The following is a 24,416-nucleotide window of genomic DNA, read 5'->3' as shown; positions in this document are numbered from 1 at the left end:
GGCGATGATCCTGATACTCACCTGGGGGTACCAGGCATCCAGTCATCCCGGTACTGACGGTATCCGGCTCCGCTGCGGCAGCGTCCTGCACACTGGGGCGGTGAAGTCTGAAAACCACGTCGGCGAGGCCCGGCGCCGCCTCGAACTGGGCGCTTTCCTCAGAGTCCGCCGCGAGCGCATCACCCCGGAGGACGTGGGTATATCGCCCGGCATCCGGCGCCGTACGCCGGGGCTCCGCCGGGAGGAGGTCGCGCAGCTCTCCGGGATCGGGGTCGCCTGGTACACCTGGTTGGAACAGGGGCGCCGGATCAACCCGAGTGTGCAGGTGCTCGACGCGATCGCCCGCACCCTGAAGCTGGACCGGACCGAGCGCGACCATCTCTACCGGCTGGCGGATGTCCCGAGCGTGCCACCGGCCGCATCGGCGGGACATCCGCAGCCGCCCGAGATCCAGACGATTCTGGACGCGCTGACCCCGTTCCCGGCGAGCGTCGTGTCCGCCCGCTACGACGTGCTCGCCTTCAACGACGCGTACGCGGCGCTCGACCCGGCGATCGTGCTGCTGCCGCCCTCGGAACGGAACGTCCTGTGGCACCTGTTCACCGTCGAGGAGCATCGGCAACCGCTGGTCGAGTGGGAGCAGGAGACCGCGTTCATGGTGGCCCAGCTGCGGGCGGAGTCGGGCCGTCGGCTGCGGGATGCGCACTGGGCGGAGTTCGTACGCGGGCTCTCCGAGGCGAGTCCGCGTTTCGCCGACATGTGGGCGAGACACGAGGTCGCCGCGTCGGACACCCGGCGCAAGTCGTTCTGGACCGTGGACGGCGAGGTGCTGAACGTGATCACGAACGGGTTCACGATGGCCGCCGAGCCCGGTACCAAGATGTGGATCCATACGCCGGACGGAGACGAGACGCAGCGGCTGCTGACTGAACTGGTGCGAAGGTACCGGGAGATGGGGGCGGCGGAGATGTTGCGGCAAGGCATACGTACGGGCCGCCGTGACGGGGTCACGCACTGAGGGCTCGCCGCCGCGTAGCGGGGCCTTGGCCTACCAGGGCACGACGTGTCCCTGGTAATCGAGGAACTGGAGGCCGGGCTTCCCCCGGTGGCGTTCGATGGTTTCCGCCACCCCGGGAATGCTCTCCTCCACGCTGAGCTCTGCGTGGGGTCCGCCGAGTTCGGTGCGGACCCAGCCCGGGTCCATGAGCAGCAGCGTCCGGGTGTCCTCGGCGTGGCGGGCGGCGTAGCCGCGCATGAACTGGTTCAGCGCAGATTTGCTGGCTCGGTACAGGTCCTGCCCGCCTTCGGTGTTCAGGGTGATGCTTCCCTGGTCGGAGGACATGACGCCGATGGTCCCGGTCGGCGCGACCAGTGGGCGAAGGGACTCCACGACGCGCATCGGGCTGAGTGCGTTGGTGATCATGACTTCGGTGAACATGTCCGTCGGGACGTCGCCGATCGGGATGTCGCCGCGTGTGATGGCGGCGTTGACGAAGAGCAGGTCGAGAGTGCGCCCTGCCAGGCGGTCGCGCAGTGCGGAGATCTGCTCCGGGTCGGTCATCTCCAGCGACTCGACGGTCAGCCGCCCTTCGGATGTGTCGGCCAGGTCGTGGAGGCCGGTGCGGTGGCTGCCTCGGACGGTGCCGATGACGTCCCAGCCGCGCCGGAGGTATTCGGCGGCGAGCCCGAGGCCCAGGGTCCGTGAGGCCCCGATGATGAGGGCGGTCCTGCGGGTGTCGTTCATGTGATTCCTTGCATGGTCAGGGCGTCAGGACTGTGGTGAAGCGTCGTTCATGGCCGTCGGTGGAAGGTTGCATCGAAGAGCAACACGGCTGTCTGGTGGTGTGGTTGGGGAGCCTCGGCGTCAACGTGCGAGCCGGTGATGCAAGTCTCCGAGTGGGCCGCCCGGGCGTCCAATACCCTTCGGAACGCATTGATACCGTTACGGCATGGATCTGGATCTGCGAAAGCTCCGCTACTTCGTCGCGGTGGCCGAGCACCGGCACTTCGGCCGGGCGGCTCAGGCGCTGTTCATCGCTCAGCCGGTCCTCAGCCGGCAGATCCGCGCGTTCGAACAGGAGCTGGGGTGCCCGCTGTTCACGCGGTCCACGCGCAGCGTCGAGCTGACCGCTGCGGGGAAGAAGCTGTATGACGAGGCGTCAAGAATCACCACGGTGGTGGACGTGGCGCTGCGGCGCGTGCACGAGGCCCGGCGGGGCGAGCAGCGGCTGGTCGTAGCCTTCTCGTCCGGCCTGCACGTGTCGGACGCGATCCGGGAGTTCACGGTGAGCAATCCGAACGTCGAGATCGATGTCCTTCCGCTGCCCTGGTCGGAACGGGACGCGCCGCTCCGTGACGGTCGCGCGCACGTGGGATACCTCCGACGCCCCTTCGACGACTCGGGGCTGCGCACCGTCCCCATCGGTCATGAGACCAAAGTCGCGTGCCTGCCGGTGGCGCATCCGCTGGCCGGCCGCAGCGCCCTCACCTCGGCCGACCTCGACGGCGAGCCGATCCTCGATGTCAGGGCACGGCGGACGTTCTCGCTGGATGAGAAGTTCGAGCTCATCGCCTCCGGCCAAGGGATCGCGCTCATCCCTGCCAGCATCGCGCACTCGTACTCCCGCCCCGACCTCGTCTACCTGACGGTCACCGACGGCCTGCCCGTCGAGACCTGCCTGGCAGTACCCGAGACCAACTGCTCCGGCCCCGCAGCGGACTTCCTGGACATCGCCACCGCTGTGCTGCGCCGGGACTCCGGCGATGGCGATTCGCCGAGCGAGGAGGAGCCGGGGGCCGCGAGCGTGGTGCCCGCGTTGTCCGCGGACTGACCGAGAGCCGCACGCGAAGCGAGAGATACCCTCCCTGGGTATAGTGTGTGACGGGCGCTGGCGATGCGCCCAGGGCATTGGCGACGAAAGGGGACGGGACGTGCGCAGCGGACCGGCGAGCGGGCGGGGCATTGCCCGGCTGCTGGCGGTGTGCGCGGTGCTGTTCGGGCTGTTTCTCATGCATGGCGCCCCGGCGAGTGCCGCCGAGGGCTGCCACGGCTCCATGACCGCCCCGGCGCCGATGGCCACCGGCCATGACGCCTCCCCGATGGCCCACGTACTGGCCACGCATCGTCCGGGGCCGACCGTCCAGGCCGCCGAAGGCATGGCGATGCACGGCGCGCTCTGCGTATCGACCCCAGCGCAGGAGCGGATCTCCCTGCCTGCGCCGGGTCTCATGGCCGTAGCCGCCATCACCTTGTTGATCGCGTGGGTGCTGGCCCGGCTGCGGGCAGGCAGTGGAAGTCGGCGGCGCGGGCCACCGACCGGCGGAAGGGATCATCTGCTGCGGGTGTGCATCGCGCGGACGTGACAGGCGCACGTCGGACCCCGGTCATCGGCCGGGACCGGCAGACGTGCCCTCACTGTCTCCGCGCGCCACCGGTGTGGTGCGCTCACCGGAAAGACCCCAGCCATGTTCTCCGCTTCCCGTTTCACCGCGCGCCGCCGCGCGATCGCCATGGCAGCTGCCGCAGCCTCACTCGCGCTGACGCTGGCCGCCTGCGGCTCCTCCAGTGACTCGTCGTCCATGCCGGGCATGGACCACGGCAGCAAGTCCTCCGCGTCGTCCTCGCCCAGCGGGTCGCCGTCGATGGGCGACATGCCCGGCATGGATCACATGGCGTCCGGCAACGGCCTGTCCGACAGTAAGGACGGCTACCGCCTCACCTCGAAGGACACCACGCTGCCGGGCGGCAAGCAGGCCCCGTACCGCTTCACGGTGACCGGCCCGGACGGCAAGGCGGTCACCGACTTCGCCGTCGACCAGACCAAGCGGATGCACTTCTACGCCGTCCGCTCCGACCTGACCGGCTTCCAGCACCTCCACCCGACCATGGCCGCCGACGGCACCTGGAGCGCGGACCTGTCCGCCCTGGCCCCGGGCTCGTGGCGCATGTTCACCTCCTTCACTCCGAACACGGGCACCGCGAAGGGCAAGGACTTCGTGCTCTCGCGCACCGTCACGGTGCCCGGCGACGCCGCGAAGACCCCGCTGCCCGCACCGGCCACCAGCACGGAGGTCGACGGGTACACCGTCACCGTCAAGGGCGAACTCATGGCGGGCATGGCGCACCCGCTGACCGTGTCGATCGCCAAGGACGGCAAGCCCGTCACCGACCTCCAGCCGTACCTGGACACGTACGCGCACCTGACCGCCTTCCACGAAGGCGACGCCGCGTTCGCCCATCTGCACCCGACCACCAAGGTGACCGGCGACAACGGCGGTCCGGACCTGTCCTTCCACGCCGAACTGCCCACCGCAGGAAACTGGCGGCTGTTCCTGCAGTTCCGGACCGGCGGCAAGCTCCACACCGCCGCCCTGACGCTGCGCGTCGGCTGATCCCCGGCGGGGCGCCGCCCGCAACGGCGGCGCCCCGCAATTCCGGGCCGGACGGACCCGTACCCGAAAGACGGCGTGTCCGTCGGCCGCGCGCCTCACCTTCGCCGGGAAGGCTTCACAGATGCACGCCGTACTGCACGCACTGTCGATCACCGGATCCATGACCTGGGAGATCACCTGGGCCCTGATTCTGGGCTTCGCCCTGTCCGCCGTCGTTCAGGCCGTCGTCCGTAAATCCACCGTGGTCTCGCTCCTGGGCGATGACCGGCCCCGCACCCTGGCCGTCGCCGCCGGACTGGGCGCGGCGTCCTCGTCCTGCTCGTACGCGGCCGTGGCGCTGGCCCGCTCGCTGTTCCGCAAGGGCGCGAACTTCACCGCCGCGATGGCCTTCGAGATCGCCTCCACCAACCTGGTCGTCGAACTCGGCGTGATCCTGGCCCTGTTGATGGGCTGGCAGTTCACCGCCGCCGAATTCGTCGGCGGCCCCATCATGATCGTCCTGTTGGCGGTACTGTTCCGGCTCTTCCTGCGCGACGGACTCCTGCGGGCCGCCCGCGAGCAGGCCGAACGGGGCCTGGCCGGGTCGATGGAGGGGCACGCCGCGATGGACATGTCCGTTCACGGCGAGGGTTCCTTCGTCCGGCGCCTGTTCTCGCGCGACGGCTTCACCGCCACCAGCCACGTCTTCGTCATGGAGTGGGCGGCGATCGTACGCGACCTGATCGTCGGCCTGCTCATCGCGGGCGCCATCGCCGCCTGGGTTCCCGACTCCTTCTGGCGCACCTTCTTCTTCGACGGCCACCCCCTCGCCGCCAAGCTGTGGGGCCCGATCGTCGGCCCGCTGGTGGCGATGGCCTCCTTCGTGTGCTCCATCGGCAACGTGCCGCTGGCGGTGGTGCTCTGGAAGGGCGGCATCAGCTTCGGCGGTGTGGTCGCCTTCATCTTCGCCGACCTGCTGATCCTGCCGATCCTCAACATCTACCGGAAGTACTACGGCGCCAGGACCGCCGCCTTCCTGCTCGGCACCTTCTACGTGGCGATGGTCGTCGCCGGGTACATCGTCGAGTTCACCTTCGGCGGCCTCGGTCTGATCCCCGACCAGGCCGACGCGAAGGTTCCGATGGAGGGTGTGAGCTGGAACTACACCACCTGGCTCAACATCGCCTTCCTTGTCCTGGCCGCCGCGCTCCTGGTGCGCTTCTGGCGCACCGGCGGGCCGTCCATGCTCCGCATGATGGGAGGCGCCCCCGACCCCGGCCACGACCACACAGATCACGCGACCCGTGGACACCCAGCCGGGGACACGTCCGGCGGTCACGACCGCTGAGGGGTGGCCCTCTATTCGCCGTATCCCTGCGGGTTGGGTCAGGACGCGAGCTGGGTCATGATGGACCGTCAAGGACTGTGCAGTGATGGGGAGTTGTCGGGCGTCACCAATCCAGGAGGTCGTGTTGAACAGATCGAACCTCGACCTGCCCAGTCGGCGTGGGCTGCTGGCGGCGGGGGCGGTGGCTGCGGCCGCGAGTTTCGTCGGCCCGTCGGCTTCGGCGGATACCGGGGAGGTGACGGAGGAGGGGACGGGGTTCGGGCCGGTGACGGTCCGGCCGGGCGACACCCGGTATGACAGCCTCCTGCGCGGCAACAACTTCCGCTTCGTGGGGCGGCCGGACGAGATCCGTGTCGTCGGTTCGACCCAGCAGGTGGTGCGCGCGGTGACGGATGCCGTACGGTCCGGACGCACCGTCGCGGTCCGCAGTGGCGGGCACTGCTTCGAGAACTTCACCGCCGACCTGGCCGTGCGGATGCTGCTGGACCTGTCACCCATGGACGCGGTCGGTTACGACGCGGCGCGCGGCGCGTTCTCGGTGCAGCCGGGAGCCACGCTCGGGCACGTCTACCGCACACTGTTCAAGGGCTGGGGCGTGACCATCCCCGCGGGCGGCTGCCCGGAGGTGGGCGCGGGCGGGCACTTCGCCGGTGGCGGGTACGGACCGCTGTCGCGCCGGTACGGATCGGTGGTGGACCACCTGTACGGCGTGGAGGTGGTGGTGGTCGACCGGGAGGGCACCGCCCGCGCCGTGGTGGCGACGCGGGAGCCGGACGACCCGCACCGCGACCTGTTCTGGGCGCACACGGGCGCGGGCGGCGGGAACTTCGGGGTGGTCACCCGGTACTGGCTGCGTTCACCCGGGGCGAGCGGAAGTGACCCGTCCAAGCTCCTGCCGTCCGCACCGCGCGAACAACTCGCGGTCCTGGTCAACTGGGCCTGGGACGAGCAGATGACCCAGCGGGCGTTCACCAGGCTGCTGCACAACTTCGGAACCTGGCATGAACGTCATAGCGCGCCCGACTCGCCGTACGCCGGTCTGTACGCGATCCTCATCCCGACCCACCACAGCGCGGGCGGCTTCCTGATGACCGTTCAGATCGACGCGGACATCCCCAACGCCGCGGGGATGGTCACCGATTTCGTGAAAGCGGTGACGGCGGATACGGGTCTGGCGGGCAAGGTGACCCCGTTGACGATGCCCTGGCTGCACCCGACCACCTGGCCGGGCACCGGCGAGCCCGGCAACGTCGGCACCCGCCGCTACAAGATCAAGGCAGGCTATCTGCGTCGCTCGTTCACCGGCGCACAACTCGCGGCCATCTACCGGAACTTGACCAACAGTACGGGCACGCCGGGCGGTGGCATGCTCCTCGTCGGATACGGCGGCCAAGTCGGCGCCGTACCGTCCAACGCCACCGCCGTCGCCCAACGCGACGTGATCATGAAGGCCGTCTACCAGACGATCTGGTCCGCCGAGTCCGCCGACGCCACCAACCTCGCCTGGGTCCGTAACTTCTACCGCGATGTGTACGCCGACACGGGTGGCGTCCCCGTACCCGGCGCGGTGAGTGACGGCTCATACATCAACTACCCCGACACCGACCTCGCCGACCCCACGTGGAACACCTCCGGCGTCCCCTGGCACACCCTCTACTACAAGGACAACTACCCACGCCTCCAACAGATCAAGGCCCGTTGGGACCCACGCGACGTCTTCCACCACGCACTGTCGATCCGGCCGCCCGCCTGACCGCATGGATGACGGCGGGTCAGTATTGGCGCAATGACGGCCAGAGCGCGGACCACCGCTGGTGGGCGCCATCGCACAGCACGACCTTCGCGTGCTGCTCCTCGTTGCTGATGCCGTGGCCGTTGTCGATCCGGCCCACGGTGCGGCAGTTGGTGAAGTGCTGTTCCAGTTGGTGGCCGTTGGCCTGCTCCACCAGCAGGACGGGGCCGTCGTGACTGTCCGGGGGTGGGCCCCAGTCGTACAGGCTCATGTGACCGGAGTACACGGTGGGAAGCCCGTAGGCGGGTCCGTAGCGGGCGAGCGCGCCTGCCTCGCCGTAGTTCGAGGTGAGCAGGACGGCGTGGGTGCGCTGTGCTGCGGGGATCGCGGTCCAGGCGGTCGCGATGGTACGGGTGAATCGGGGCCAGCCGACCTGCTCGCCCTGGTCGATGTCGACGGCGTTGGTGACGGCGACCGCCGGGACCGGCAGTACGGGCAGGGCGGCCAGTGCGCTGGTGGCCGCCGCGAGGAGAAGCAGGGGTGTGAGGGTTCGCCAGGACCGGCGCGCACGGCGGACGACGGGTTCGCAGCCGGCCGCCGTCACGGCGAGCAGCAGCGGGAGCGGGTAGTACGGTTTGCCGCCGCCGATGAGCACCAGGACGCAGAGCACCGGGTAGGCGAGCGCCAGCGGCCGGGCCCAGCGGAGCTCGTCATCGCGCAGCAGCCCCCGCAGGCCCACGATCGCGACGGGAACGAGGACCGGGGAGAACTGGAGCAGTTGGAGCGGCAGGAAGAGCAGCCGTCCCGACACGCCGCTGATGTGGCTGAGAACCCGGGCCACCTTCAGCTCGGGCCAGCCGTGCGTGGCCTGCCACCAGAGTGTGGGTGCGGTGATGAGGAGCGCGAGGAACAGTGCGAGCAGCGGTCCGAGCAGCAGCCGTGCGCTGCCGGGCCGGGGACGCCGCGCGAGTTCACGCCAGGGGCGGTCCAGCAGCAGACCCAGCAGCAGGGCGAGGAGCAAGGACAGGACGAGCTGCTTGTTCAGCAGCGTCACCCCGACCGCCACGCCCAGGGCCGGCCACCAGCGGCCGTCCCGGGTCCGCAGCAGCCGCAGCGTCAGGAGCAGGACGCCCAGCTCGGCGGTCAGATCGAGGGTGCTGGTGGACAGCAAGTGGCCGATGGCCAGGACGTACCCGGAGCAGGCGCAGCACCCGGCTGCGAAGATCTGCCCGCCACGGCCGGCCCCCAGCTCCCGGGCCAGCAGGGCGGTCAGCACCACGGAGCATGCGGAGAGCAGCGCCGGGACGACCCGCAGACCCGTCGGGCTCGCGCCGAAGACGGCGCTACCGGCCCGGGCGAGCAATGGTGTCAGCGGCGGTTCGTCGACGTAGCCCCAGGCCGGATGGCGGCCTGCGAGCAGGAAGTAGAGCTCGTCGCGATGAAAGCCGTACCGCCCGGACAGCGCGACCAATACCGCGGCGAGAACAGCCGCCACCAACGCGACCGGCTGTAACGCGAACGGCCTCAACACGAACGGTTGTTGCGGACCGACCCGCCCATCCCCCCGAATGTTCACCGGCGCAGTCTGGCAGTCACGACCGGCGCGGCCAAGGCGGCTGTCGCAGATCGCCCAGTGGGGAGGGCAACTGGGATGCCAGGCTCCGCGTGGGGCCTCCTCACTCCTGCTCTTCCAGCGCGAAGGATCCGTACTCGGGCTTCCCTGCCCGTTCGTACGCGCAGTACTGCATGCCCGAGCCGGTGGCACGGGATTCGGTGAGCGTCCAGGCCACCGGGGTGGCGCCCCCGCTGAAGAGCCGTTTGCCGGTGCCGAGGATCACGGGGCTGACGAGCAGTCGGTACTCATCGACGAGATCGTGCTGCTGGAGGGTGCTGATGAGGTCGCTGCTGCCCTGCGTCATGATCACGCCGCCGAGCTCCCCCTTGAGCCGGGCGATCGACTCCGCGGCCTCGCCCTCCAGCAGATGGGAGTTGTGCCACTCCAGTGTGCGCGGGGTGCGCGAGGCGACGTACTTGGGCATCGCGTTGAGCTTCACGGCGATGGGGTTGTTCTCGTCGGTGACCAGCGGCCAGTAGGACGCGAAGAGGTCGTACGTCCTGCGGCCGAGCAGGAGATGGTCGGCGGTCTCCTCGAAGATCCTCGTCATGAGGCTCCCGAAGTCGTCGTCGGCGTACGGCACCAGCCAGCCGCCGTGCTCGAAGCCCGCGTCGACGTCCTCACCCGGCCCGCCAGGGGCCTGCATGACACCGTCCAGGGTGACGAACGCGGTAACGATGAGTTTGCCCATGGCTCTGCCTTTCACGTACGAAGCGGAATGCGCCTGTACATGGGGTGACTCCCGGGTCGGCGAAAACTCATCGCGCGCACTCGCCGCATTGACGGCCTTCGGGCGCGGGCCCGAAGGTCGTAGGTGGGGCTGATCAGTACCAGTAGTGGTCGTTCCACTGGCCGCACGGCCACTGGATGACCTTGGTGCCCTGTGCCGTGCTGCCGCCGGGTATGGCCAGGCACTGTCCGCTGTTGCCGTTGGCGATGTGTGTGACGCCGGCCCTGTCCGTGGCGAACGCCCAGTAGTGGTCGGCCCACTTGCCGCACGGCCACTGGATGACCTGGGTGCCCTGCGCCGTGCTGCCGCCGGGCACGGCCAGGCACTGCCCGCTGTTGAGGTTCACGACGTGGTACCAGTAGAAGCCGCCGGACGTGAACTGGTACTGCACGGACCAGAAGTGGTCGCGCCAATTGCCGCACGGCCACTGGATGAGCCCGGTGCCCTGGGCGGTGCTCCCGCCGGGCACGGCCAGACACTGGTTGCTGTTGTAGTTGGTGATGTGGTCGTAGACGCCGTCGGTCCGCAGCGTGGGTGCCATGGCGGAACCGGAAGCCTTGGCTAGCAACTTGGCGAGGTCCGCCGGGGCCACCGGGGTCATGCCCTTCAGTGCGGTGACTGCGGCCGGGGACACCGGGGGATGGGCCGTGAGCGGAGCGGCGGCCGCCACGGACGTCTGTCCCGGACTGGCGGGTTGCGCGTACGCCGTCCCTGTGATCGGTACGGCGAGCAGCCCGAGCGCTGCGGCCAGCAGCGCGATTCTCTTGAACACGCGTGGGTTCCTTCCCGAGGGAGCAGTGGCCCTGCTCAGGCGCGCTCGATCGCACGTTTGATCGAGTTCGTGTCGAGTGTGGGGGGAAGGTGACGGGGACGTATTGTTCGCATGCGACGCGAACCGGCGACGTGTCATCCGGTTGCCCCGAGACGGGCACCCAGTGTGTTCGGCGGCGCGTCCTTCGGCTCGGGGTGGATGGGCTTCCTGGTGTGGAACTTCGGATCCGGCGAGCCGAGATGAGTCCTGCGGCGTTTGGCGGTCGTACTGTCGAACCCGTAAGCAAGGAGGACTTTCGATGCGCAGCGTGACCTATTCGATGGGTATCTCACTCGACGGCTACATCGTCGGGCCGGACGGCGGCTTCAACTGGACGGCGCCCGACGAGGAGATCTTCCGCTTCGCCACCGACGAGATCCGAGAGGTCGGCGTCCATCTGATGGGACGTCGGCTGTACGAGACGATGCTGTACTGGGAGACCGCCGACCAGGATCCATCGCTCGACGACTCGATGCTTGAGTGGGCCGCGATCTGGAAGCCGCTTCCCAAGGTGGTGTTCTCCACCACGCTGTCGGCGGTGCAGGGCAACGCCCGCCTGGCCTCCGGCGGCCTGGCGCGGGAGATCGAGCGGTTGCGAGCCGAGCCGGGGGAGGGCGACATCGCGATCGGCGGCGCGACCCTCGCCGCCGAGGCGGCCGCGTTGGGCCTGATCGACGAGTACCGGCCCAGGGTCTACCCGGTGCTGGTCGGCGGCGGCATTCCGTACTTTCCCCGGCATGAGCGCCGGGTGGATCTCGAACTCGTGGAGACCCGCACGTTCAGCTCGAAAGTCGTCCACCTCCGCTACCGCGTGGCGCGCTAGCCCGACTCATCGCGGAGTGACGCCGCCCATCAACGAGGTCTCGCCATCACCAGGGCACGGGCGTTCCGTCCCAGGATAAGAAACCACCGGTGGGGCCGTCGTCCGGCAGCAGGGCCAGGCGGAGTGCGCCCTGAGCAACCTCGGCCGGGTCACCGCCGGCCCGGGGGCCCCGGACACCGCACCAAGACCGTTGACCACCAGGGAGTCGGCAGGAGGTGACTCCAACACGGGTCACCGGCAGGTTCGTTGGTCAGGGCAGGCGACGGGCTGAGCTTCCCGCTGCCGCCTCCCTGTACCGGGCGCCGGGCGAAGCCGAGGAGACCGCGGCGATTCCCCGGCCGACCGGCCCCGGTCGCGAACGGCCCGGTCGGAGAAGATAGCGCGGTGAACACTGCGCTGGCGGAGGCACTCTCCGCCGTTCTTCTTGTGGTCGTGCTGGCGTGCGCGGTCATCCGCCCGTTCGGCTGGCCGGAGGCCGTCGTCGCCGTCCCGGCCGCCGGCCTCGTCATCGCCACCGGGGCGATCTCACTCGACCACGCCGCCGACGAGGCCGCCCGGCTGGGTCCGGTGATCGGGTTCCTGGCGGCCGTGCTGGTCCTGGCCCAGCTCTGCGACGACGAGGGACTGTTCCACGCGTGTGGGGCGTGGATGGCGCGCACCGCGGCGGGACGGCCGCGCCGCCTGCTGGTGCAGGTGTTCGCCCTTGCCTCGGTGATCACCGCGGTGCTCAGCCTGGACGCCACCATCGTGCTGCTGACCCCGGTGGTGTTCGCCACCGCCGCCCGGCTCGGGGCCCGGTCCCGGCCGCACGTGTACGCCTGCACGCACCTGTCGAACACCGCCTCCGTGCTGCTGCCGGTCTCCAACCTGACCAACCTGCTGGCGTTCGCCGCGAGCGGGCTGAGCTTCACCCGCTTCGCCGCCCTGATGGTGCTGCCCTGGCTGGTGGCCATCGGCGTCGAGTACGTCGTCTTCCTCCGGTTCTTCGCCACCGACCTGGACGCCGGCGCCTCCGCGCCGGCCACCGCGGAGCCGCGCGAGATGCCGGTGTTCGCCCTGGCCGCCGTGGCGTGCACGCTGGCCGGGTTCGTCCTCACCTCCGCGCTCGGCATCGATCCCGCCTGGGCGGCGCTCGCGGGCGCCGCCGTCCTCGCCGTCCGCGCCCTGGCCAAGCGCCGCACCACTCCCACCGCCATCGTGCGCGCGAGTGCGGTGCCGTTCCTCGCCTTCGTCCTGGCCCTGGGCATCGTGGTCCGCGCCGTCGTCGACAACGGTCTCGACACGGCCCTGGGCCGCCTGATCCCCGGCGGCACCGGCCTGGCCGCGCTGCTGGGCATCGCGGCGCTGGCCGCCGTCCTGGCCAACGTGATCAACAACCTGCCCGCGGTGCTGGTGCTGCTGCCGCTGACCGCCCCGTCCGGGCCCGGCGCCGTTCTCGCGGTGCTGCTCGGGGTGAACATCGGGCCGAACCTCACCTACGCCGGTTCGCTGGCCACCCTGCTGTGGCGGCGCATCGTGCACGCGCACGACGCCGAGGTGGAGCTGAAGGAGTTCACCCGGCTCGGCCTGTATGCCGTACCGGCCAGCCTGGGCGCCGCGGTACTGGCACTGTGGGTATCGCTGACCGCGATCGGAGGAGGCTGACCGGATGGCTGTGGTGGTCTGGATCGTCGAGGGCACCTGGCCCGCCTGCGTGGACGCCGCCCGCGCCCACGTGCCCGAGGGCGCAGACGTCGTCCTGCTCCATGTCACCCCGGCCGACGTCCCGGGCGCGGCGCACGGTGCGTTCGCCGGGCTGCTCGGCCGCGGCCACCCCGAACGCGACCCCGGCATCCGCGTCGAACAGCTGGCGGCCGCCTCCGCCGGCCGGCTCCTGACCGACGCCGCGCAGCGCCTGGGCCGCGAGTGCACCCGGACCGAGCGCACCGGCCGCATCGAGCGGGAAGTCGTCGCCGCCGCCGAAGGCGCCGAGCTGCTCATCCTCGCCCGCGACGGCGACCGCACCCACCTCGGACCCCGCAGCCTCGGCCCCGCCAGCCGCTTCATCGTCGACCACGCCCCCTGCCCCCTCCTGCTGGTCTGGCCCGAGACCGCACCCGGCATCGCCACCATCCCGACCCCGCCACCACACCCGCCCCACCACCGGTAGCACCGGACACGCCCTCGCGCCGGGTTTCGTTCCGATGGTCCTCAACCCCGGGCTCAGGCGGCGAGTCCCGCCGGTTGAATCGACCGGTCACACCGAGCGCCACCGGTTGCCCCACCGCAAGCGCTATGTCTGCGGGACGTCCTTGACGAACACGATCCCGTCGGTGTCCGTCAGGTGGGCCGGGTCGAGCGGGGCGTAGCCGAACCAGGGAGATACGCGGGGCGCGGGCCTTGTGTCGGCGAGGGTGGTGGCCAGCTGGTGGGCGTCGATGACGCAGTGGTCCGCCGGGAGCGCGTACAGGAGGCCTTCGACGGTGTCCGGCGGTGGTGTGTCCACTCCCTGGTGCCGGATCGTGCCCAGGGCCGTGGCCAGGAAGGCAAACCCCTCGCCCAGGTGGGCGCTCACGATCGCGCCGGCGCTCCACCACTCCAGCGGCATCCCGCCCATCCGCATCGTGCTCTTGTGCCGCTGGAGATGGCCGTTGTGGGCGTGGACCAGCGCCGGGCCCCGTTCGGCGAGGGCGAGGAGGTTGTCGGCCATCATCTGGCCCCGCAGGCCCACCAGCCGCGTCATACGGGCCGGTGAGGTGTCGGCCATCCAGTGGTGGTAACGCAGCAGGCCGGTGGCGGTGCGCCCGTACAGACGCGCACGACGCCAGTCGTCCCGCGAAGTCGTCATGATCAGGTGGGGCGTCTGCTCGTCGAGCAGCGCCACCAGATCGTCGGCGAGCAGCCGCAGTTGACCGGCCTCGGCCGACTGCCCCACGGACTGGGCCGGGTCCATCATCGCGGAGGGGTTGGTCCACCGGTCGTCGGCGCCGAGCAGACGGTCGAGGGTTTGTGCGGTGCAGGGGAGCAGGTCCGCGTCCACCCGGGCCGAGAGGTAGCCGTGGAGTGCGGTGAGGGCCTGTCGGGGGCTCGCGGCCTCGGTCATCTCCAGCGGGCCGTCGAACCCGGCGAAGCGGAGCCGCTCGGACGCGGGCCGGCCTTCGTTGTACGCGCGCATCCAGCGCACCAGCTCGCGATTGGGCGCGGACGCGTTGAACCACGCGTGGCTGAAGCCGCGCTCCATGACGTCGTCGAGGGTGCCCGTGCCCGAGGTGACGTAGTCGTCCACGACCAGGCCCATCATGCAGTCGCTCTCGATCGCGATGGTCCGGTACCCCTCCTGCTCGACAAGGTGCCGGAACAGTTCGTTGCGCAGTTCGAGCAACGTGTCCTCGCCGTGGGTGGGCTCACCCAGGGCGAGCAACCGCGGCCGGGTCCGGAACAGCCTCATGACGGCGGCAGCCTCAACGGAATGGGCGGTGTCTTTGATGTCAGTCGCCATACCTTCAACGGTATCGTTGAACCTTCGCTTGAAACTTTTCATGCTGTCGCCCCGCTATTGTCGAAAACGTGGGACGAAACCTTCAAAGTGGTGAGCGGCTGAGGCCGGTTGATCTGGCGCGCGTTCATGGTCTGTCCACGCAGGCGGTCAGGAACTACGAGGAGGCCGGCATCCTTCCGGCCGCCGGTCGCACACCCCACGGCTACCGCACCTATACGCCGCTGCACGCCCGGGCCCTGCGCGCGTTCCTCGCGCTGCTGCCCGGCCACGGTCACCCGACGGCGACGTCGATCATGCGGGCGGTGAACCAGGACGCGGTGGATGAGGCGTTCCGTCTCATCGACGAGAGCCACGCCCAACTCCTCGACGACCGCCGGACCCTCCAGGCCGTGGAGCGCGCGCTCAGTGACCTGGAGGGTCAGGCGGCGCCCCACCCCGACACCGGGTCCGGGCCCGAGCGCACTTTCATCGGGCCGCTGGCGGAGAAGCTCGGCATCCGGCCCGCGACGTTGCGCAAATGGGAGCACGCGGGACTGGTGCGCCCGCGCCGCGACCCGCGGACCGGGTACCGCGTCTACGACGAGGTCGACGTACGGGACGCTCGACTGGCCCACCAACTCAGGCGCGGCGGCTACCTGTTGGAGCAGATCGCCCCGCTGATCGCCCAGGTACGGGCGGCCGGCGGCCTGGAACCGCTGGAGGCCGCACTCGACGACTGGCGCGGCCGACTCTCCGCCCGGGGGCGGGCGATGATGTCCGGGGCCGCCGAGTTGGAGACGTACCTCTGCGAGCGCGGCAGCGACCGGGAAACGTCACCCTGACCGGTCGAAGTCACCAGCCGCTTGAGCATTTCGCAGCGCGCGGCGCTACGCGGAAGCCTGCGGCGTCGACTGGTCGACCACCCACGCCAGATACGCCTCGCACCCCCCTGTGACCGGGAGTGTGATCCACTCCGGGACCTCGTAACTGTGCTCTTGAGAGGCCCAGGCCTGCAGGTCCGAGACGCGATCCGTCTCCCAAGTGGGTCTATGACGACGTTACCCAGCCGGCAGTATGAGCGCTCTGGGAACGCGGTGCCCGCGGGGCGCACCGGGCCGGTCAGACCGGCCGTCGGCGCCCCGCGGGCCACCCCTGTCCGGTCAGAGCAGGTTGTAGATGTTGTAGCCCCAGCCGATCTTGACGCGGTTGTCGAACGGGTCGCTGCTGTCACCGTTGCCGGAGTAGCGGTACAGGTCGCCGTTGTTGGCGCGGGCGACGAGGTCGGAGCGGCCGTCGCCGTCGAGGTCGCCCACCGACAGGATCCGGTTGTACGCGTTCCAGCCGCCGCCGATCTTGGTACGCCGGTTGAACGGGTCGTTGCGGTCTCCGGTTCCGGTGTACAGCCAGAGCACGCCGTCCTTGTCGCGGGCGACGATGTCCGTGAGCCCGTCGCCGTTCAGGTCGCCCTGCCCCGCGATCTCGGTGTACTGGCCCCAGCCACCGCCGATCTTCGTACGGGCGGTGACCCGGCCGTCGGAGTAGCCCAGGTAGAGCCACAGCACCCCCGCCTTGTCGCGGGCGATGATGTCGGCCTCACCCGCACCGGCGAGGTTGCCGGGGGAGAGGACCTTGTCGTAGATCTGCCAGCCCCCACCGATGGTCTTGTTGCCCAGGTCGAATTCCGACGTGTGGTAGGTGTAGGTCAGCTGGCCGTTCTTGTCGATGTGCCAGGTGCTCTCGCTGTGGCCGTCCTTGTCGTTGTCGACGTCGGCCTCGAACGCGGCGAAGCTGTAGTCGACCCCGACGTCGTAGCGGGCGTCGAAGCCACCCTGACGGTTCGGGAAGTACAGGTACAGGTTGCCGGTCCGCTTGTCGACGGCGGTCATGGCGAACGTGGGCGTCTCCACCCGGCCCTGCGCGGCGGCGCGCGGGGCGGCAAGACCCTTGGGGCCGTGCGTCCGGTGCTGGGCCTCGGCCTCGGCGCGCTGCTCCTTGGCGTCGGCCGGGTTCCCGGCGGCGAACGCGGTCCCGGCGGTGGTGGCCATCGCCGTGGCGATGGCGGCGGCGAGTGCGCGCTGGAACGCACGCCGCTGGACGAACTTCATGAACTAGCCCCCCGGCTGGTCGCGAAAGGGCGCGATTGGTCTGTACCGCGCCGCAGATATCGCACCTTACACAGACACTTCACTGGTATCTCACAGAGGGCCCACGGGGTGTTCGCGCCGGCGAATGGGCCCGGTCCCGAGCAAAATCGATGTTCCGGCGAGCGCGTTGCCGCGACCATGGAGCGGATACCGACACGCACCCCAGAAGGAACGCGCCATGCCCGTGCCTGCCGACCCGACGGTCCTGCATCCGATGCCCGAGCAGCCGCGGGTGGTGCTGCTCAAGCCGCTGGTGAAGTCCCCGCTGATCGAGGTCGGGGAGTACTCCTACTACGACGACCCGGACGACGCGACCGCGTTCGAGACGCGCAACGTGCTCTACCACTACGGGCCGGAGAAGCTGATCATCGGCAGGTTCTGCGCGCTGGGGACGGGCGTACGTTTCCTCATGAACGGCGCCAACCACCGTATGGACGGCCCCTCGACCTTCCCCTTCCCCACCATGGGCGGCTCCTGGTCCGAGCACTTCGACCTGCTCACCGGCCTGCCCAACCGAGGGGACACCGTCGTCGGCAACGACGTCTGGTTCGGCCACGGCACGACGGTCATGCCCGGTGTACGGATCGGACACGGCGCGATCATCGCCTCCGGCGCGGTGGTCACCGGCGACGTGCCCGACTACGGGATCGTCGGCGGCAACCCGGCCCGCCTCATCCGCACCCGCTACGACGACCAGGACATCGCCCGGCTGCTGGCCGTGGCCTGGTGGGACTGGCCGGCGGAGCACATCACCGAGCACGTACGGACGATCATGTCGGGCAGCATCACCGACCTCGAAGCCGCCGCGCCCGGAGACGCCTGAAGGGCCGAAATCGAGGTGCGCGCACGTGTAGGGCTGGCTAGAGTCGCGGCCATGCACTTCCTTCAGATCTACGGCTGACACCGTCGGGGCAGGTGCCCCGGCCTCCCTCCCGCATGCCCATGTGCGCGCCGACGACCGAGCCATTCGGAGCGGTCGACGCGTCGGCTTGCCGTGTCCCTTTCGCCGTAGACCTGAAGTGAGTTGATCCTCGGTGTCCTCCATGCCTTCCGTGCTCCGTCGCCGTGCCCATATCGCGATGGTCGGCATCCCCATCGTCAGTCACGTCCTGCCGAGCCTTGAGGTCATCCGCGAGCTGGTGGCCCGCGGCCATCGGGTGACGTACGCCAACGACCCGGCGGTGGCCGATCTGATCACGGCCACCGGCGCCGAATTCGTCCCCTGCACCTCTGTGCTGCCGGTCGCCGACAACAACTGGCCCGACGACCCCATCGCCGCGATGGGACTCTTCCTCGACGACGCCGTCCAGGCACTTCCGCAGCTGCGTGCCGCCTACGACCACGACCCGGCGGACCTGTACCTGTACGACATCGGCGCGTACGCCGCGCGCGCTCTCGCCGAATCGCAGGAGCGGCCCGTCATGCAGTTGTCCCCGACGTTCGTGGGCTGGGACGGCTACGCCCAGGACGTCGCGGCCTACCTGCGCCAACTGCCGGGCGCCGACGCCTTCCAGGCGAAGTTCGCCCAGTGGCTCGCCGACTGCGGGGCCTCGACCACCGACGTGGACGACTTCCGCGGCCCTCCCGCCCGGGCCCTCGCGCTGATCACCCGGGCGATGCAGCCTCACGCCGACAAGGTCGACACCGACACGGTGACCTTCGTCGGGCCGTGCTTCGACATGCCTGCGGGAGGGGATGGTTGGACCCGTCCGGCGGACGCGGAGAACGTACTGCTGATCTCCCTCGGGTCGGCGTTCACCCGGCAACCGGAGTTCTACCGCCAGTGCCTGGCGGCCTACGGCAACCTGCCCGGCTGGCACGTCGTACTCACGATCGGCAAGTACACCGACCTGCGGGAACTCGGCGACATACCGTCCAACGTCGAGGTGCACTCGTGGGTCCCGCAGCGGGCGATCCTGGCGCAGGCGGACGCCTTCGTCACCCACGCCGGCATGGGCGGCTGCAGCGAAGGACTGCTGGCAGGCGTCCCGATGATCGCCGTGCCGCAGGCCGCCGACCAGTTCATGAACGCCGACCGGCTCGTGGAACTCGGCGTGGCCCGCCGCATCGACACCGCGCAGGCCACCGCCGAGACCCTGCGGACGGCCCTGAACGACCTGGTCACCGACGCCGAGGTCGCTCGGCGCTCGGCGCAGCTGCGCGTCGACGTGCGGGCCGAAGGCGGCACCTCGCGCGCCGCCGAGCTCATCGAGAACATGCTGGCCTGAGGCTTAAACGCCGCAATCGGCGGGGTGGTGAGGCAGTGCGCTGCTCTCACCACCCCGTTCTTCTCACCCGTACCTCTCACCTTCGGGCCACAGGGCGGTTACGCCACCAAGCCCACGTCGCAGACCTCATGTATTCGGAACTTGATTAATAATGCCTAGCTATTGACGTGGATCGTTCAGGAAATTTATGGTCCCTGGACCCTCGCAGGCGAACCAGAGTGACGGAGAACAATGACGTACTCCCTCGGTGTGCGGCCGCGTGCCGCCCGGCTGACCGCGGTGCTGCTGGCCGGAGCGCTCGTCACCTCCGTGCCGTCGGCGGCCTCGCAGCCGGCGCGGAACACCGCCGCCACGACCGCGAACTGCCGCGACAGCGACGGCTGGACCCTCGGCACCACCCGTATCGATGCGGCGGATACCCACCATGCCTTCGTGGCCAACGGCTACCTGGGCCAGCGCGTGCCGCCCAACGGTGCCGGATACGCCGACAGCACGGCCAAGACCGGCTGGCCGCTGTTCACCCCGCGCTACGACGGCTCCTTCGTGTCCGGCCTGTACGCGCACAACAAGCAGACCGCCGGGGACCGGCAGGCCGTCGCGGCGCTGCCCACCTGGACCGGACTCACCGTCACCACGGGTGGAGCGCACGGCGATACCTTCAACTCTTCGACGTCGCCCAGCCGGATCTCCCACTACAGCCAGTCGCTGTCCCTCTACTGCGGCGTGGTGCGTACGTCGCTGACCTGGACCGCCGCCGACGGCCGCCGGACCGACCTCGTGTACGAGGTACTCGCCGACCGCGTCAACCCGCACGTCGGCGCCGTACGTATGACCATGACGCCGCACTGGAGCGGCGAGGCGGCCGTCACCGACGTCCTGGACGGCCGCGGCGCGCGGCGTATGCAGCAGACCGGCGGCGGTGACCGGACCAGCGGGAACCGCAGTGGCGGGCAGGTCGCGCCGAGCATGGATGTGGCGTTCCGTACGGACGGCACGAACGTGGACGGAGCCGTTGTCTCCACCCTGCGCGCCGGACGCGGAGCGCATGCCGCCAAGGCCCAACAGGCCAAGCAGACAAAGGATATGACGACTCATCAGGGTCTCACTCTTGCGGTCCGGAGCGGGCAGTCGTACGACTTCGCCAAGTACGTCGGCGTAGACACGGCGCTGACCTCGCGCGCACCGCGCCGGGACGCCACCGCCACCTCGCAGCGTGCCGCGGACCGTGGCTGGGATGCCCTGCTGCGCTCGCACACCGCCGCCTGGTCGCGGCTGTGGCGCAGCGACATCGAAGTGGCCGGGCAGCCCGAGATGCAGTCGTGGGTGCGGTCCGCGCAGTACGGGCTGCTCTCCAACACCCGTGAAGGCGCGGCCAACAGCATCGCTCCGACGGGCCTGACCAGCGACAACTACGCGGGCCTCGTCTTCTGGGACGCCGAGACCTGGATGTACCCGGGCCTGCTCGCCACCCGGCCCGAACTCGCCAAGACCGTGGTCGACTACCGCTACCGGACCCTCGCGGGGGCACGCGAGAACGCCCGCAAACTCGGCTATCAAGGGCTCTTCTACCCCTGGAACAGCGGAAGTTCGGGCGATCTGGCGCAGGAGTGCCACAGCGTCGACCCGCCGCACTGCCGCACCCAGATCCACCTCCAGTCCGACATCTCCCTGGCCACCTGGCAGTACTACCTGGCCACCAACGACACGCGGTGGCTGCGCGAACGCGGCTGGCCGGTGCTGCAGGGCATCGCCGAGTTCTGGGCGGGCCGCGTCAGCCGCAACACGGACGGCAGCTACTCGATCAAGAACACGGCCGGGCCGGACGAGTACAGCAACGGCGTCGACGACGCGGTCTTCACCAACGCCGGCGCCGCCACCGCCCTGCGCCACGCCACCCGCGCCGCCGAACTGCTCGGTAAGCGGGCCCCGGCGGAGTGGAACGCGATCGCCGACCGCATCCGGATCCCGTACGACGCGAAGAGCAAGGTCTTCCAGCAGTACGACGGTTACAAGGGCAGCACCATCAAACAGGCCGACACGGTCCTGCTGATGTACCCGCTGGAGTGGCCCATGCCCAAGGGCGCCGACGCCGCCACCCTCGACTACTACGCTCAGCGCACCGACCCCGACGGCCCGGCCATGACGGACTCGGTGCACGCCATCGACGCCGCCGGAATCGGCGAGCCGGGCTGCTCCACGTACACCTACCTGGAGCGTTCCATCAAGCCGTTCGTACGCGGCCCCTTCGGCCAGTTCTCGGAGGCCCGCGGCGACAAGGCGGGCGCCCAGGACCCCCTGGCGGGCTCGCCCGCGCACGACTTCCTCACCGGCAAGGGCGGCTTCCTCCAGGTCTTCACCAACGGCCTGACGGGTATGCGGATGCGCGAAGGCCGCCTGCACCTGGACCCGATGCTGCCCCCGCAGCTCGACCGCGGCGTCACCCTGCACGGCCTGACCTGGCAGGGCCGCACCTACGACATCGAACTCGGCGCCCACCGCACCACCGTGCGCCTCACCGCCGGCGCGCCGATGACGCTCGACACCCCGCAGGGCGAGCAGATCGTCAGCAAGAACGCCCCGGCCGTCCTCAAGACCCGACGCCCCGATCTCACCCCCACCACCAACGCGGCCCGCTGCACCACCGCCACGGCCTCGTCCGAACAACCCGGCATGTACGCGAACGCCGCCGTCGACGGCAACACGGCCACGGCCTGGGTCCCGGACGGCGCAAGCGGCCAACTGACGACGGACCTCACCAGGCCCGTCCCCATCAAGAAGGTCACCCCCACGTGGACCACCACCAAGCCCACCGCCTACAGCATCGAGCTCTCCCTCGACGGGCGGCACTGGCAGCGCGCGGTGGCCGGCGATGTGCGACTCGCACGGTACGTACGGGTCACGGTGCGCGGTGACGCGGAGGCCAAGACGCACCCGGGAGTGGCGGAGTTGACGGTGAACTAGGCAGAGCGCGGCGGGGGAGTGGGCTGGATCGACTACCCCGCCGAGCACTGGATCCACCTGCGGACCACCAACCCCATCGAGTCCACCTTCGCCACGGTCGGACTCCGCACCAAGGTCACCGAGGGCGCGGGATCCTGCGCCGCAGCCCTCGCCATGGTGTTTGAGCTCGTCGAGCCGGCGCCAGGCGCATGCTCGCCGCGCTGGGGACGGAAGTCGGCCAATACATAGCCGAGTTGGCCGCCGAACGGGACGAACGCGTGCATCGCTAGTGCAGACCACTCACCGCCGCTAGCATCCTGCTGGGCCGCGCCCGTGGCCTGCCGAGAAGGGGGAAACGCATGCGTCTCAAGAGTATCGCCGGCACGGTCGCCGCGCTCGGACTGGCAGCCGCCGGAGTGGTCGGCACCGCAGGCACCGCGAGTGCCGCCGTCATCGGCGGGTGCACGCAGACGTATCACAGCTATTACGGGGCCGAGTACTACATCTGCGATTCCGGCACCAACCATGTCTATTGGGTTGTCGGCAACGGCAACGCCACCACCGACGAACGCTTCTACGCTGTGGCGCACGACTACTGCGGGCACACCTACAGGGTCAACTGGAACGACATAACCCAGTCCGGCTACAACAACGCCGGCTGGTACATGCCGTGCAACATCGACTACGCCTACATCTACCCGACCGAGGCGAGCAGGGGGCAGGACGGCCCGACCCTCTGGGCTATCTGAGCCTCTTCGCACGACCCAGCGCCCCGCCTGCACCTGGCGGGGCGCTTCGACATCCACAGGTATCGACTATTGCTCGATCAACGCGGCGCTGCACTAGTGCTGGAAGAGTACTTCCGGATTGTTCGGCGAGGGGCCGTCCAGCAGCGGACTGTGGATCCCCTTCAGCGTCTGGTCGAAGAACGCTGTCACGTACTCGCGGGTGATCGCCACCCCGCGTTCCGGGGAGAGGGGCGGCGTCGGGAAGCCGGCCTGCTCCTGAAGCACGTCTTGGTCGGCGAAGCTGAAGTGGTCGGCGCCGGAGACCGTCAGCCACTTCTTGTAGCCGCCGAGGGCGGCCCATGCCTGCTCCCATGTGGTGTCGTGGTCGCCGGGCGAGTGGTCGGCTCGACCCAGCATGAGGAACGGCCGGTTGATCTGGCCGGGCATCGGGGCCGGGAAGAAGGCGCCGTCCATGTCCACTCCGGCCCGTACGCGCGGGTCGGCGATCATCGTGGCGGCGGCCGCAGCTCCGCCGAGGGAGTGTCCGGCCATGCCGATCTCGTGCTTGTCGATGAGGTGTGCCAGGCGCCACGCGGTATTGCCATGCGTCAACTGGTCGATCACGAAGGACACGTCCCGCGCGCGGCTGGCGGATTCGAAGTTGAAGTCGATCTGCTCCGGGTGATCGCAGATCGCGCACGGCGGCGTCTGGCCGTTCGCCAGCGTCTCGCCGCTGTCTTCGTAGGTGTGGCCGACGAGTGCGACGACGTAGCCGTGACTGGCCAGGTCGGTCGCGAGCGAGGTGAGCGTCATGCGCGGGTTCTCGGCCGCGGCTGAGAGGACCACCAGCGGATACTTGCCGTGCTGCGGCCGCGCGTCGTCGAAGGCGTGAGTGGTGACGCTGGAAAGGGTCTGGGGGGTGATGCCGGAGCTCGCCTGTATCTTCCGGTGCTGGAGGACTCCGGCTGCCTCGCCGAGGGTCATGTAAGGGGCCCGAGTCCCGGTCCCGGGGACGGCCGGGTAGACCATCGTGACGGTCAGTTGGCGGGGGCCGGATGACGGCACCCACGGGTCGGGGCGGCTCGTGTCGGTGAGGTGGATGACGTCCTCGCCGGCGGCGTAGGGGCCGGTCGGCGCGGGGAGCGTGCCGTGGAAGGACCGCGTGGGCGCGGTGGCCGTGGCCGGTGCGGTGTCGAACGCGTGCGTGGCCACCGGTGTGGCCGACGGTGTGGTCGTGGCGGCGAACCCGGCGCCGGTTCCGGTGACGAGGGCGGCGAGCGCCAGCGCCGCGACGGCGCTGATACGGCGATTGCGTTTCATGAGATCGACGCTAGGTTCCGCGGCTCCGTATCGAATCAGCCCATAGATGTGTGTCGTTCGTAGCCCCCGCGAGGTACCGGAGTCATCCGCCGGGACTATGTCGTGCGGCGTGGGGTTCCCTTCACCGGCATCGTCGAGCGCCACTTTAGTCATGGCCTACGACGAACAC

At 69.7% G+C, this 24,416-nt stretch carries 21 protein-coding genes and 3 pseudogenes; 15 read left to right on the top strand and 9 right to left on the bottom strand.

Annotated elements, in window-relative coordinates; translation table 11 throughout:
- Positions 1-100 precede the first annotated feature (100 nt).
- Positions 101-1,018, top strand: a complete 918-nt coding sequence (locus BG418_RS10150; RefSeq protein WP_317453590.1) for a helix-turn-helix transcriptional regulator — start codon at positions 101-103, stop codon at positions 1,016-1,018.
- Between the two features lie 30 nt (positions 1,019-1,048).
- On the opposite strand, the gene BG418_RS10145 is transcribed toward BG418_RS10150, so the two are convergent.
- Positions 1,049-1,744, bottom strand: coding sequence for an SDR family NAD(P)-dependent oxidoreductase (locus BG418_RS10145; protein WP_188273423.1), 696 nt, complete (start codon positions 1,742-1,744; stop codon positions 1,049-1,051).
- Between the two features lie 205 nt (positions 1,745-1,949).
- On the opposite strand from BG418_RS10145, the gene BG418_RS10140 reads away from it, so the two are divergent.
- The 5 genes from BG418_RS10140 (at position 1,950) to BG418_RS10120 (ending at position 7,472) form a co-directional block, all read left to right on the top strand.
- A complete protein-coding gene (locus tag BG418_RS10140; protein WP_188273422.1) occupies positions 1,950-2,831 on the top strand; it encodes a LysR family transcriptional regulator in 882 nt (293 codons plus the stop codon).
- 100 nt (positions 2,832-2,931) lie between these two features.
- Complete coding sequence (locus BG418_RS10135; protein ID WP_188273421.1) at positions 2,932-3,363, top strand: hypothetical protein; 432 nt, start codon at positions 2,932-2,934, stop codon at positions 3,361-3,363.
- A 102-nt stretch (positions 3,364-3,465) separates the two neighbouring features.
- Positions 3,466-4,392, top strand: a complete 927-nt coding sequence (locus BG418_RS10130; RefSeq protein WP_188273420.1) for a hypothetical protein — start codon at positions 3,466-3,468, stop codon at positions 4,390-4,392.
- 121 nt (positions 4,393-4,513) lie between these two features.
- Positions 4,514-5,719 (top strand): permease, encoded by a 1,206-nt coding sequence (locus BG418_RS10125; protein WP_188273419.1) that lies wholly within the window; start codon positions 4,514-4,516, stop codon positions 5,717-5,719.
- 121 nt (positions 5,720-5,840) lie between these two features.
- The gene (locus BG418_RS10120; protein ID WP_398998238.1) at positions 5,841-7,472 is read left to right on the top strand and encodes an FAD-dependent oxidoreductase; all 1,632 of its coding nucleotides are present in this window, start codon (positions 5,841-5,843) and stop codon (positions 7,470-7,472) included.
- Between the two features lie 19 nt (positions 7,473-7,491).
- Here the strand turns inward: BG418_RS10120 and BG418_RS10115 are convergent, their stop codons facing one another.
- From BG418_RS10115 to BG418_RS10105, 3 genes are all read right to left on the bottom strand, one after another.
- Positions 7,492-8,982: a glycosyltransferase family 39 protein gene (locus BG418_RS10115; protein WP_317453589.1), complete on the bottom strand. Its 1,491-nt coding sequence runs from the start codon at positions 8,980-8,982 to the stop codon at positions 7,492-7,494.
- Between the two features lie 145 nt (positions 8,983-9,127).
- Positions 9,128-9,757 (bottom strand): dihydrofolate reductase family protein, encoded by a 630-nt coding sequence (locus tag BG418_RS10110; RefSeq protein ID WP_188273417.1) that lies wholly within the window; start codon positions 9,755-9,757, stop codon positions 9,128-9,130.
- Between the two features lie 133 nt (positions 9,758-9,890).
- Positions 9,891-10,568: an RICIN domain-containing protein gene (locus BG418_RS10105; protein ID WP_188273416.1), complete on the bottom strand. Its 678-nt coding sequence runs from the start codon at positions 10,566-10,568 to the stop codon at positions 9,891-9,893.
- Positions 10,569-10,866: 298 nt separating this feature from the next.
- Here BG418_RS10105 and BG418_RS10100 point away from each other — a divergent pair, with 298 nt between their 5' ends.
- Positions 10,867-11,430 carry a dihydrofolate reductase family protein gene (locus BG418_RS10100; protein ID WP_188273415.1) on the top strand — a complete coding sequence of 188 codons (564 nt, stop codon included), beginning with the start codon at positions 10,867-10,869 and terminating at the stop codon, positions 11,428-11,430.
- A 46-nt stretch (positions 11,431-11,476) separates the two neighbouring features.
- Here the strand turns inward: BG418_RS10100 and BG418_RS39755 are convergent.
- Positions 11,477-11,596: pseudogene (locus BG418_RS39755) on the bottom strand (short-chain dehydrogenase); the annotation flags it as partial.
- Positions 11,597-11,814: 218 nt separating this feature from the next.
- Between BG418_RS39755 and BG418_RS10095 the strand changes: the two are divergent.
- Positions 11,815-13,074: an SLC13 family permease gene (locus BG418_RS10095; protein ID WP_188273414.1), complete on the top strand. Its 1,260-nt coding sequence runs from the start codon at positions 11,815-11,817 to the stop codon at positions 13,072-13,074.
- A 4-nt stretch (positions 13,075-13,078) separates the two neighbouring features.
- Positions 13,079-13,579 carry a universal stress protein gene (locus BG418_RS10090; protein WP_188273413.1) on the top strand — a complete coding sequence of 167 codons (501 nt, stop codon included), beginning with the start codon at positions 13,079-13,081 and terminating at the stop codon, positions 13,577-13,579.
- A 123-nt stretch (positions 13,580-13,702) separates the two neighbouring features.
- Here the strand turns inward: BG418_RS10090 and BG418_RS10085 are convergent, their stop codons facing one another.
- Positions 13,703-14,908 (bottom strand): erythromycin esterase family protein, encoded by a 1,206-nt coding sequence (locus BG418_RS10085; RefSeq protein ID WP_188273412.1) that lies wholly within the window; start codon positions 14,906-14,908, stop codon positions 13,703-13,705.
- 68 nt (positions 14,909-14,976) lie between these two features.
- On the opposite strand from BG418_RS10085, the gene BG418_RS10080 reads away from it, so the two are divergent.
- A complete protein-coding gene (locus BG418_RS10080) occupies positions 14,977-15,729 on the top strand; it encodes a TioE family transcriptional regulator (RefSeq protein ID WP_188273411.1) in 753 nt (250 codons plus the stop codon).
- A 45-nt stretch (positions 15,730-15,774) separates the two neighbouring features.
- On the opposite strand, the pseudogene cutA reads toward BG418_RS10080, so the two are convergent.
- Together cutA and BG418_RS10070 are read right to left on the bottom strand one after the other, a co-directional pair.
- Positions 15,775-15,909: pseudogene (gene cutA / locus BG418_RS10075) on the bottom strand (divalent cation tolerance protein CutA); the annotation flags it as partial.
- A gap of 138 nt (positions 15,910-16,047) precedes the next feature.
- Positions 16,048-16,992 (bottom strand): VCBS repeat-containing protein, encoded by a 945-nt coding sequence (locus BG418_RS10070; protein ID WP_188273410.1) that lies wholly within the window; start codon positions 16,990-16,992, stop codon positions 16,048-16,050.
- Positions 16,993-17,209: 217 nt separating this feature from the next.
- Between BG418_RS10070 and BG418_RS10065 the strand changes: the two genes are divergently transcribed.
- The 5 genes and pseudogenes from BG418_RS10065 (at position 17,210) to BG418_RS10045 (ending at position 22,948) form a co-directional block, all read left to right on the top strand.
- Positions 17,210-17,854 carry a CatB-related O-acetyltransferase gene (locus tag BG418_RS10065; RefSeq protein ID WP_188273409.1) on the top strand — a complete coding sequence of 215 codons (645 nt, stop codon included), beginning with the start codon at positions 17,210-17,212 and terminating at the stop codon, positions 17,852-17,854.
- A 220-nt stretch (positions 17,855-18,074) separates the two neighbouring features.
- Complete coding sequence (locus tag BG418_RS10060; protein WP_398998230.1) at positions 18,075-19,259, top strand: macrolide family glycosyltransferase; 1,185 nt, start codon at positions 18,075-18,077, stop codon at positions 19,257-19,259.
- A gap of 231 nt (positions 19,260-19,490) precedes the next feature.
- Positions 19,491-22,220, top strand: a complete 2,730-nt coding sequence (locus BG418_RS10055) for a discoidin domain-containing protein (protein ID WP_188273408.1) — start codon at positions 19,491-19,493, stop codon at positions 22,218-22,220.
- Positions 22,221-22,253: 33 nt separating this feature from the next.
- Positions 22,254-22,424: pseudogene (locus tag BG418_RS10050) on the top strand (IS256 family transposase); the annotation flags it as partial.
- Between the two features lie 134 nt (positions 22,425-22,558).
- Positions 22,559-22,948, top strand: coding sequence for a hypothetical protein (locus tag BG418_RS10045; protein WP_188273407.1), 390 nt, complete (start codon positions 22,559-22,561; stop codon positions 22,946-22,948).
- Between the two features lie 93 nt (positions 22,949-23,041).
- Here BG418_RS10045 and BG418_RS10040 read toward each other — a convergent pair whose 3' ends face one another.
- Positions 23,042-24,247, bottom strand: coding sequence for an alpha/beta hydrolase (locus tag BG418_RS10040; protein WP_188273406.1), 1,206 nt, complete (start codon positions 24,245-24,247; stop codon positions 23,042-23,044).
- Positions 24,248-24,416: the final 169 nt, after the last annotated feature.

Origin of the sequence: Streptomyces sp. CBMA152, assembly GCF_014596475.1 — a bacterium.
GTDB lineage: Bacteria > Actinomycetota > Actinomycetes > Streptomycetales > Streptomycetaceae > Streptomyces.
The sequence above is the reverse complement of the archived record's forward strand: the minus strand, read 5'-3'. Positions and strand labels throughout refer to the sequence as shown.

Coding starts and splice junctions, on each gene's coding strand:
- BG418_RS10145 (WP_188273423.1), bottom strand. CDS start 1,744: ATGAACGACACCCGCAGGACCGCCCTCATCATCGGGGCCTCACGGACC.
- BG418_RS10140 (WP_188273422.1), top strand. CDS start 1,950: ATGGATCTGGATCTGCGAAAGCTCCGCTACTTCGTCGCGGTGGCCGAG.
- BG418_RS10130 (WP_188273420.1), top strand. CDS start 3,466: ATGTTCTCCGCTTCCCGTTTCACCGCGCGCCGCCGCGCGATCGCCATG.
- BG418_RS10125 (WP_188273419.1), top strand. CDS start 4,514: ATGCACGCCGTACTGCACGCACTGTCGATCACCGGATCCATGACCTGG.
- BG418_RS10110 (WP_188273417.1), bottom strand. CDS start 9,757: ATGGGCAAACTCATCGTTACCGCGTTCGTCACCCTGGACGGTGTCATG.
- BG418_RS10100 (WP_188273415.1), top strand. CDS start 10,867: ATGCGCAGCGTGACCTATTCGATGGGTATCTCACTCGACGGCTACATC.
- BG418_RS10090 (WP_188273413.1), top strand. CDS start 13,079: ATGGCTGTGGTGGTCTGGATCGTCGAGGGCACCTGGCCCGCCTGCGTG.
- BG418_RS10085 (WP_188273412.1), bottom strand. CDS start 14,908: ATGGCGACTGACATCAAAGACACCGCCCATTCCGTTGAGGCTGCCGCC.
- BG418_RS10070 (WP_188273410.1), bottom strand. CDS start 16,992: ATGAAGTTCGTCCAGCGGCGTGCGTTCCAGCGCGCACTCGCCGCCGCC.
- BG418_RS10065 (WP_188273409.1), top strand. CDS start 17,210: ATGCCCGTGCCTGCCGACCCGACGGTCCTGCATCCGATGCCCGAGCAG.
- BG418_RS10060 (WP_398998230.1), top strand. CDS start 18,075: ATGCCTTCCGTGCTCCGTCGCCGTGCCCATATCGCGATGGTCGGCATC.
- BG418_RS10055 (WP_188273408.1), top strand. CDS start 19,491: ATGACGTACTCCCTCGGTGTGCGGCCGCGTGCCGCCCGGCTGACCGCG.
- BG418_RS10045 (WP_188273407.1), top strand. CDS start 22,559: ATGCGTCTCAAGAGTATCGCCGGCACGGTCGCCGCGCTCGGACTGGCA.
- BG418_RS10040 (WP_188273406.1), bottom strand. CDS start 24,247: ATGAAACGCAATCGCCGTATCAGCGCCGTCGCGGCGCTGGCGCTCGCC.